9 protein-coding genes are annotated in these 8,736 nt (G+C 60.2%); 6 read left to right on the forward strand and 3 right to left on the reverse strand.

Annotated elements, in window-relative coordinates:
* Positions 1–695, reverse strand: a 695-nt coding sequence (locus H1Y01_RS19270) for a DNA primase (protein ID WP_257644480.1), incomplete at its 3' end; no start/stop codon positions are given.
* 597 nt (positions 696–1,292) lie between these two features.
* Positions 1,293–1,853: a GNAT family N-acetyltransferase gene (locus H1Y01_RS19275; RefSeq protein ID WP_219341702.1), complete on the reverse strand. Its 561-nt coding sequence runs from the start codon at positions 1,851–1,853 to the stop codon at positions 1,293–1,295.
* A 535-nt stretch (positions 1,854–2,388) separates the two neighbouring features.
* On the opposite strand from H1Y01_RS19275, the gene H1Y01_RS19280 reads away from it, so the two are divergent.
* The 6 genes from H1Y01_RS19280 to H1Y01_RS19305 all read left to right on the forward strand — a co-directional run bounded on the left by H1Y01_RS19280 (position 2,389) and on the right by H1Y01_RS19305 (position 7,733).
* Positions 2,389–3,405: a glycosyltransferase gene (locus tag H1Y01_RS19280; protein WP_180542479.1), complete on the forward strand. Its 1,017-nt coding sequence runs from the start codon at positions 2,389–2,391 to the stop codon at positions 3,403–3,405.
* A 163-nt stretch (positions 3,406–3,568) separates the two neighbouring features.
* Positions 3,569–4,600, forward strand: a complete 1,032-nt coding sequence (locus H1Y01_RS19285; protein ID WP_180542481.1) for a GHMP family kinase ATP-binding protein — start codon at positions 3,569–3,571, stop codon at positions 4,598–4,600.
* Entirely contained in the window at positions 4,597–5,445 is an 849-nt protein-coding gene (locus tag H1Y01_RS19290) for a CPBP family intramembrane glutamic endopeptidase (RefSeq protein ID WP_180542483.1), read from the forward strand. Before H1Y01_RS19285 ends, H1Y01_RS19290 begins: the two co-directional genes overlap by 4 nt.
* Positions 5,446–5,448: 3 nt before the next feature.
* Complete coding sequence (locus H1Y01_RS19295; RefSeq protein WP_219341703.1) at positions 5,449–6,252, forward strand: hypothetical protein; 804 nt, start codon at positions 5,449–5,451, stop codon at positions 6,250–6,252.
* A 42-nt stretch (positions 6,253–6,294) separates the two neighbouring features.
* Positions 6,295–6,771 carry a hypothetical protein gene (locus H1Y01_RS19300; RefSeq protein ID WP_180542485.1) on the forward strand — a complete coding sequence of 159 codons (477 nt, stop codon included), beginning with the start codon at positions 6,295–6,297 and terminating at the stop codon, positions 6,769–6,771.
* 14 nt (positions 6,772–6,785) lie between these two features.
* Positions 6,786–7,733, forward strand: coding sequence for an NAD-dependent epimerase/dehydratase family protein (locus tag H1Y01_RS19305; protein ID WP_180542488.1), 948 nt, complete (start codon positions 6,786–6,788; stop codon positions 7,731–7,733).
* On the opposite strand, the gene H1Y01_RS19310 is transcribed toward H1Y01_RS19305, so the two are convergent.
* A complete protein-coding gene (locus H1Y01_RS19310) occupies positions 7,705–8,679 on the reverse strand; it encodes a peptidoglycan-binding domain-containing protein (protein ID WP_180542491.1) in 975 nt (324 codons plus the stop codon). The two genes, H1Y01_RS19305 and H1Y01_RS19310, sit on opposite strands and share 29 nt — an antisense overlap.
* Positions 8,680–8,736 lie beyond the last annotated feature (57 nt).

Raw genomic sequence — 8,736 nt, forward strand, 5'->3', positions numbered from 1 at the left:
TTGCGGTAGATCTTGGTCTCGGGCGAGTTGAGGTATTTGGGCTGATCTTCGGGATCGAGAGCGCGTCCGCCGAAAGCGATGGGCTTGCCGCTCTCATTGTGGATGGGAAAGATCAGGCGGTTTCGAAAGCGTTCGTAGAACGAGCCGTCCTCACGCTTGAGGAGCAGGCCCGAGTCTTCCATCTCCTGCGGGGTAAAATTCTCGCGCTGCAGCACGCGCGTGATGACGCCCGACGGGGCGTATCCGATGGCGAAGGCAGCGGCGGCATCGGGCGTGACGCCGCGCTTTTCGAGATAGCCGCGCGCCTGGCGTCCGGCATCGCTGTTGAGCTGGCGGCGGAATTCGGCTTCGGCGATTTCGTGAATGCGGTAGATCGCGGCGCGGGCTTTGGTGTCGTCATCCGAGAACGCGGTGCGCTTCGGCATCGGGATACCAAAGCGCTCCGATAGGGACTTGATCGCCTCGTAGAAGCTGAGGCTTTCGTACTTCATGACGAAGCCGATGAGGTCGCCGCCTTCGCCGCATCCGAAGCACTTGAAGAACTGATGCTGCGGGTTCACCGAGAACGACGGTGTCTTCTCGTTATGGAACGGGCACAAGCCGGTATAGCGCGTGCCGACCTTCTTGAGGCGCACGTATTCGCCGATTACGGTGACGATATCGACCGACGATTTGAGCTGTTCGACGAATTCCATGCGCGAGTGGCGGGGGAGGTTCCATTATCGCGCTTGGGGTAAAGGGTGGAGTGGCGGTTCATGGATCGGAGATCCGCGACCCGGTTCACACTTTCGTAAGGTTGGATTCCGCAGAACGAGCCGTGGTGGATTCAGACCCCTATCAGCGGCTTTGAAACCGACATCCGCTTGCGATGACGTATCTGGTGTATCCGGGTGCGTGTCATACCCGGTTTGAACACTGCCTCGGCGTGATGGAACTTGCTTCGCGGATTTTCGACGTTGTCACCCAGCCAGCCAACGTTCACCCTGAAATTCCTCGGGGTGTGGTCCTATTGCCGGCTCTCTCGATCTCGCGTATTGGCGGCAAACGGCTCGGATGGCTGCGCTCTGTCACGATCTGGGCCATCTGCCTTTCTCATTCCTGCAGGATTCCGGTTCGTCTTATACCGCCATGGACCATTTTCGTTCGACCTTCGGGAGCAGCTCTTCGAGATGGAAGCGAGCAGAGAGGTCCCCAGCGTTTTCGAAACCCTCTGCGCCAGCCACTCGGCAAGCGTGACGAGACATTCCATCGCCGGTGAAACGTACAGATTAGGCGCACCCATCCCGTGCTGCTCACTTACCTAATCGCAGCTTAACTTCCGGCCATTCGCCGTGCAGAATCGAATAGCGAGCTGAGTCTCGCGGAGTAAAATCGGCCGCCATGCGATGCGCCCGAAGCACGCCTTCAAACTTCCCGCCGATTCGCTCGATCGCTCTCCGCGAGCGCTCGTTGCGCACGTCGGTATGCAAGCAAACCCGCAGCACGCCCCAGACTTCGAACGCGTGAGTCAGCATCAGAAGCTTCGCCTCGGTATTCGCGCCTGTGCGGATCGCGGAAGCCGCCAGCCATGTATACCCGATCTCACAGGCGTCCGGATGTTCGCGGCCCTGCCTCGGATGTTCGGGCGGCCACGCCCAATGCTCGATATTCCAAAAGCGCGTCGACCCGATCGCCTCGCCGTCGCGTTGACGCACGATCGCGAAAGGCAGGGCCGTTCCCGAATCCCGCCAACTCAAGGCGGTCTCGACATACCGGGTCATCTCCGGCACGCCTTGCGGGACCAGACTCCACTCATAAAGCGATCGAATCGGCCGCCGCCGCACCCGCCAAGCCCGGAATGTGCCTGACGTCAAGCGGCTCGATCCGAACGTGCTCGCCGGCCAATGTGAACGGTTCGATCGCCATCCACCGTCAATTATCCGTGAGCAGATGAACCCCGCGGGTCCCCTCAACTTCGAACGCAAGTTCGAGCAACACCAGGAGCATGGGTCTCCTTCCGGGATCGCGCCGTTAACCTGAAAGCCGGCGAAATGTTCGTCGTCCCCAAAGGCGTCGAACACAAACGGTTTGCGCCGATCGAGGCCAAACTGCTGCTCCTGATCGCTCTGGATATAGCTCTCGCATTCGGCTAGTCACCGGCCTCGCCTAAGCGGAATTCCATTTCCCGTCAGGTACTTAGCCTTTAATTAAGCCGCCGGTCCGCCGGGTAGCGTTTACCCTCAAACCAGAGATCGGGGCCAGCCGTTGTGGCCGGTTCGTCCCGAAATCCGAAAGCCCGCTTATTCTGCCTTTCACGGAGTCAAATCCGAAGCGGGCTTTCTTCTCTTTGGTCACAAGATTCTTCGCCCACGCTCACAAGCTCGCGGATTGCTCACAAAGGAACCCTCGTTGCGAATCATCATTGCTTTCAAAAACCCCAAGGTCGATAATCCGCAGGCCTCTCATATCGGATTAGGCGTCACCGCCGGTAACGCGGCCGAAGTTCTCGTGGAACACGGGTTCAATGCCGATGCGCTTCCCGTCGTGGATGGTTACTATGTCCGCGATAAGTTGCGGCAAAATGGCTGGCCCGGCGTGACTCACGTTGTACTCTGCGCGCCTTATATCGACACTCCGTTCCTCGAATCCCTCTGCCGCGAGTTTCCGCGCATCCAGTTTGCTGTGGTCTTTCATAGCAACGTCGGCTTCCTGCAGGCTGATAAGTGGGCGGTCAAAGTCATGCGCGAACAGATGGAGCTGGAACGCCGCATCGGTAACTTCCACTTAGCCGGTAACTGCGAGAAGTTTTGCGATGCCGTGACGGCCACTTATGGCGCGGCATGTACTCTACTACCCAATCTTTACTATCTGGACGGGCCCATTGAGCGTCAACGGCAGCCGTGGGCGGGCGGCGATCTCCAGATCGGCATTTTTGGAGCGACCCGCTTGCTGAAGAATCTCATGACGGCCGCCTGGGCAGCCATCCAGATCGGCCGCGAGTTCAACGTCCCAACGACCATTCACATTTCGTGCGGCCGCGAAGAAGGCGGTTCGGGCGTCCTGCAGTGCGTCCGCGAGATGTGTGCGAACGTCGGCGGTATCCATCTCATTGAGGAATCCTGGCAGCCATGGCTGGAATTCCGCCGCATCATCCGCCGCATGAACCTCATGATGCAGCCCAGCTTTACCGAAAGCTTCAACGGAGTCACGGCCGACGGCATCGCGGAAGGCGTCCCCAGCGTCGTCTCCCCCGCGATTGACTGGGTGCCGAAAAACTGGATGGCGAACCCGGACGATGCCGTCGAGATCGCGGCCGTCGGGAAGCGCCTGATCCGCGACCGCAACGCCCCGCGCGATGGCTATCGCGCTCTCGCCAGGCACAACGCCGCGTCCGTGGACGCGTGGCGCCGCTATCTGGCCAGCTAAGAGCTCTTGGTAGTCGAAGACACCGCTTGCTGACGCGCGCGGCTCTGTACTCGGTGCGGCTCTGTACTCAGTGCGGCTCTGCAGCCGGTAAGTTACCTGGCTGCGAGGGCGCCTGGACTGCCCCTCCGCTACCATGTGAGGGACACTGCCCCACGGGGCTCCTATGCGCATTGCTTCCAAGGCTCCCTGCCGCGTCGATCTGGCCGGCGGCACCCTCGACATCTGGCCGCTTTACCTGTTTCACGATCAACCTGTAACCATCAATTTCGCCGTCAACCTCTACGCCAAGTCGGCGATAACGGTTCGTGACGACCGCCGCATCGTGCTCGCCTCGCGCGATCTCAACGCGCGCGAGAAATTCGAGTCGATCGATGAGATGCGATCCGCGCTCCGCCGCGCGAAGCCGAGCCTGCAGCTAACCCTTCTCGCTCAGGCTCTCGATTTCTTTGCGCAAGGCAGCCCCGCACTCCCCGGCCTCACCATCGAAACCGAATCCGAAGCCCCGGCCGGAGCCGGTATCTCGGGTTCCTCCGCTCTTCTGATCGCGCTCTCCGCAGCCCTCAACCGGCTCACCGGACGCCGCTACTCTCTGGAACATCTCCGCCGCATCTCGCAGAACATCGAAGCGCGCGTGATCCGCGTCCCCACCGGCGCGCAGGATTATTATCCGGCGCTTTACGGCGGTGTATCGACCATCGAGCTTTTGCCCGAAGGTCTCCGCCGCACCGCAATCGACGTTGATCCGAACGAACTCGATAGCCGTTTCGTCCTTGCTTATACAGGCGAGCCGCGGAACTCCGGTATCAACAACTGGGAAGTGATGAAAGCGCATATCGACGGGGATCGCAGGGTGCATCGCAATTTCGACTTGATCGCCGCCATCGCCAATCAGATGCGCTGCGCCCTGCTGCGCCGCGATTGGACCGAAGCCGGCCGTCTGCTGCGCGAGGAGTGGGCCCATCGGAGAAGGAACTTGCCCGGGATTACGACTCCACTGATTGATCGGCTGGTAACCGCAACGCGTCGCGCCGGAGCAACGGGAGCGAAAGTCTGCGGCGCCGGCGGTGGAGGCTGCGTCCTGTTCCTGATCGATCCCGAAGCCCGCGAACGCGTCGAGCGCCTGATCCTCGCCGAAGGCGCGACCGTGCTCGCCACGCGCGTAGCCGCCCGGGGCGTCCGCACCACTGTATCGTGACCCGCGACCCTATCCAGCCCCTGATCCGGGCCGGCGTGTACATCATCCTCTGCTACGCGCCGGTCTTCTTTTTCGGATGGCTGTTTCTGTTTGTCGGCAACCTGCTGGCCGGCTCGATCCTCGCCATCTTTTCGTTTTCGCTGTTCGCCAACTTTCTGTGCCTCCGCATTTTCGAAGAAAAAGGCCTGGAGGCAATGGCTATGCCCGCCAATCGTCCGGCGCTCTTCAACGCGCTGACCGGGACAGCCCTTGGCCTGTTAGCCGCCCTCCTTGTTGTGCTTCCCCCTCTGTGGATCGGCCACGCCCACGAAATCGCGGTCTCCGGCGCGCGCGCCAACTGGCGCGAGCAGATGTTCGTTCCGTTCATGCTCCTGCTCGGCGCGGCCGGTGAAGAAATCCTGTTTCGGGGCTTCGGCTTTCAGATCCTGCTTCGCGCGTTCGGGCCGTGGAGCGCTGTTCTCCCCATCGGCGTCCTGTTTGCCCTGATGCACAGCAATAATCCGAATACTTCGCTGCTCGGTCTCGCAAATACGGCCGGGTTCGGGATCCTCTTCGGTTACGCATTCGTCCGCTCGCACGATATCTGGTATCCCCTCGGCATGCACTTCGGCTGGAATCTGACGCTGCTTCTGCTGGGCGCGAACATCAGCGGAATCGCCATGCACGTCACGAACTACACGCTTTCGTGGACGCGTCCCGACGTCCTCTGGTCGGGCGGCGACTACGGCCCTGAAGCCAGCCTGCTCACCACCCTCGCTCTCGCGGTCCTGGCCGTCGCCGTGTGGAAGCTGCGAATCTTCCGCCAGCGTGCGATCCTATTAGACGATCCACGAAACGCGGAGTGAAACATGACTCGGCTGTTGCTCTTCGGCCTCACCGCTCTTCTTGCCGTTCCCGCATTTTCCAGTCAAGACCGGCTCACCGATACCGAAAAGATCGAACTCGTCCGCAATCTGACTGCGGAGTATGCGATCACCAAGGAAACACTACCGCGCTCCAAGAAGCCGCTCGATTTCGACGCCTCCGGCAAGTACGACCAACCGAAGTGGGCCGCGCTGATTCGCGATAACGGCCCCGCCGCGCGTCTGGGCGATCAGGTCCAGATCACCAAACTGGTCATCGAGAAGGAGCGCATCCTGTTCGAGATCAACGGCGGCAACAAGAACAACAGCCACTGGTACGATCACGTCTCCGTGGGCATGGGCGGCCCGAATGGGGGCGGTATGAGCCCGGTGGGTCACGGCAACGCGACGGCAACCACCGGCACCATCATCGCGCTCGACTTCCACCAACCGATCGGCGAACTCGATTCGACCGAGATCAAGAAACTTCTTCAACCTTTATTCGACTTCGATAAACATTCCGCCACCAAACTCTACTCCGAGACGCTTCCTCCGGAAATCCGCAAGGCCATCGCGGACAAGCGCGCTCAGGCCGGAATGGATCGCGATCAGGTGCTGCTTGCGCTTGGCCATCCGGATCGCAAGGTGCGGGAAACCAAGGACGGCGATGAACTTGAAGACTGGATTTACGGCCACCCGCCCGGAAAAATCACGTTCGTCACCTTCAACGGCAGCAAAGTGGTGAACGTGAAAGAGTCGTACGCCCAGCTCGGCGCCGAACAGGCCAACCCCATCGAGTCGCCCCGCTGAAAAACTCTTTATTGCGACGCCGTGGTTTGCGAGAATAACGCGATGACCGAAAAGATCGCGTTCCTTCGACACAGCCTCGCGACCGCCGCCTATCGTGGAAACAAAGCCGTGCGCGGCGCTCCGCCCGAATTTGCCGATTTCAAAGCCGCCCCGGATATCCGTACCCCGGTGCAGATCCTGGCCCATGTGGGCGATCTCTTCGATTGGGCGGTTGGCCTGACGCGGAGGGAACAAGTCTGGCATGACTCCAAGCCTCTCCCGTGGAAAGAGGAAGTCGCCCGCTTCCACGCAGGACTTAAAGCCTTTGACGACGCGCTGACCAACGCCGACCCCGACGCAGTTGACGCCGAGCGCATCCTGCAAGCGCCCATTGCCGACACGCTGACGCACATCGGCCAGATCGCGCTGCTGCGCCGCATGGCCGGCGTCCCGATTCGCGGCGAAAACTATTTCAAAGCCAACATTCGCACCGGCGTCGTGGGACCCGAGCAGGCCGATTCCGATTTCGAGTTCGATTAAACCGGGGACCGCCAATGAAACCGCAAACAGCTTTGATCGGGGCCGCCGGGGCGATTGGAAACAGCATCGCCGCCGCGATGCGGTCTCAGGGTACGGAGTACCGGGTGGTGGGCCGCGACCGCGCCGGTCTGGAGAAATCCTTCGGAACCGATCGCCTCGCCGAGATCGTCACCTGGAATCCGGATGACCCCGCTTCGGTGCGCACCGCGTGTCGTGGGATGGATACGCTGATCTACCTGGTCGGCGTACTTTATAACCACTTTGAGCTGCATCCTCAGGTAATGCAGAAGACGCTGGACGGAGCGATTGCCGAGGGCGTCAAGCGCCTCGTGCTGATTGGCACCGTGTACCCGTATGGCAGGCCGGTTCGTGCAACCGTGACCGAGGCGCATCCCCGCGAGCCTCACACGTTCAAAGGAAAAATGCGAAGGGCGCAGGAAGATGTTCTCCTGGCGGCTCATGCGGCCGGTAAGATCCAGGGAACGATTCTGAGACTACCGGACTTCTATGGTCCCGGAGTTAAAGCTAGTTTCCTGGACTCGTTGTTTCAAGCGGCGGCTAAGGGTGGGACGGCCAATCTGGTCGGCCCCATTGACGTTCCGCATGAGTTCGTCTATGTGCCCGATGTGGGGCCGGTGGTGCTTGCCTTAGCTGATAAGCCGGAAGCTTACGGTAAGTGGTGGAACTTAGCCGGCGCGGGTTCCATCACGCAGCGCGAGATCGTGAATCAGGTCTTCGCGCTGGCCGGACGGAAACCGAAGATTCGGGTCGTGGGTAAGACGATGCTCCGTTTGCTCGGGCTATTCGACCCGATCATGCGCGAGTTGGTGGAGATGCATTACTTAGTGACCAATCCCGTGTTGATGGATGACAGCGCGCTGCAGCAGTTGCTGGGCGGGGTTCACAAGACCCCCTATGCGGACGGGATACGCGCTACGTTTGAGAGCTATCGAAAGGCGTGAGGCGGATCCCAAACTGCTGCTCCAGGTCATAAGAGATCCCGTGGACAGTGCCTTGACCGTTGGCGATGGTGAGTTTGCGGCATCGTATATCGTCGACAAAAGCTGCTTTGGCTGCTTCCGCTCTCCGAATCGAGATGATTTGCAGACGCGCGACTTCACTTACCAGGGGATCGGAATGCGACGGGAGCTTCGCGAAATCGCCCAAGATTAACATGCGCGTCTTGTTCTCGATGCTTCCGTTCTGGACCGCGATGTCGAACATCAGCGCCAGCGCGCGTTCCGTGACCACTTTGTACTCGGCGCATAGCGCCAAAGCCGTCCGTTGATAGTTTGTCGCATGCGCCAGTTGGATGGCCTGAAACTCGGGCGTGCGTCCTAATGCGGAAAACAGTCCTTTCCAGGGTTCGTAGACAGCGAAGGTATGAGGGTCTTGAATGGAAGCGGCCCAGTTGAGTTGATTCTCTACGGATGCGTCTAACATCGTCTGAAGCCCGCCCAGGTTATCGTGAAAGACCGACTGCATCACCTCAGCATGTTGATCCAGCATGGCCGACAACATGGGTTGCAGCGTAGCCTGACCGAGGTTCCATTGCAACGCTCCGAAGCTGATGCCCTGACCATCGAAGTTGCCATTCAGCGCTGAGAAGCATTCGGGAGCGCCGCGGGACGTTTCGAAAGACCCGGTCAGTGCGAGGCAGCGGCTGGCAATCGGTCGCGCCAGCATTTGATTTTCGATCGAGGTCTGGTCCGGAAATAAGAGCTGCCAGGTCGCTTCATCGACGATGCCGTTGATTGGAAGACCGCGCGACGCCTGCAGGTTCTTGGTCGCGCTTTGGACGCCGCCGCCGAAGATCCCGTCGATGGCGCCGGTGTACAGGCCGAGATCCTTCAGCCGTTGCTCCAGTTGACGCACTAATGGACCGCTGGAGCCTAAAGACAAAACCAAGACAAAACCATCCCGCCCCTACTCTAACAGGAGTAGGGTCAGTTTGAAGTCAATCCA

This window comes from Nevskia soli (assembly GCF_903970205.1).
In the GTDB taxonomy this organism is placed as follows: Bacteria; Acidobacteriota; Terriglobia; order Bryobacterales; family Bryobacteraceae; genus Bog-113.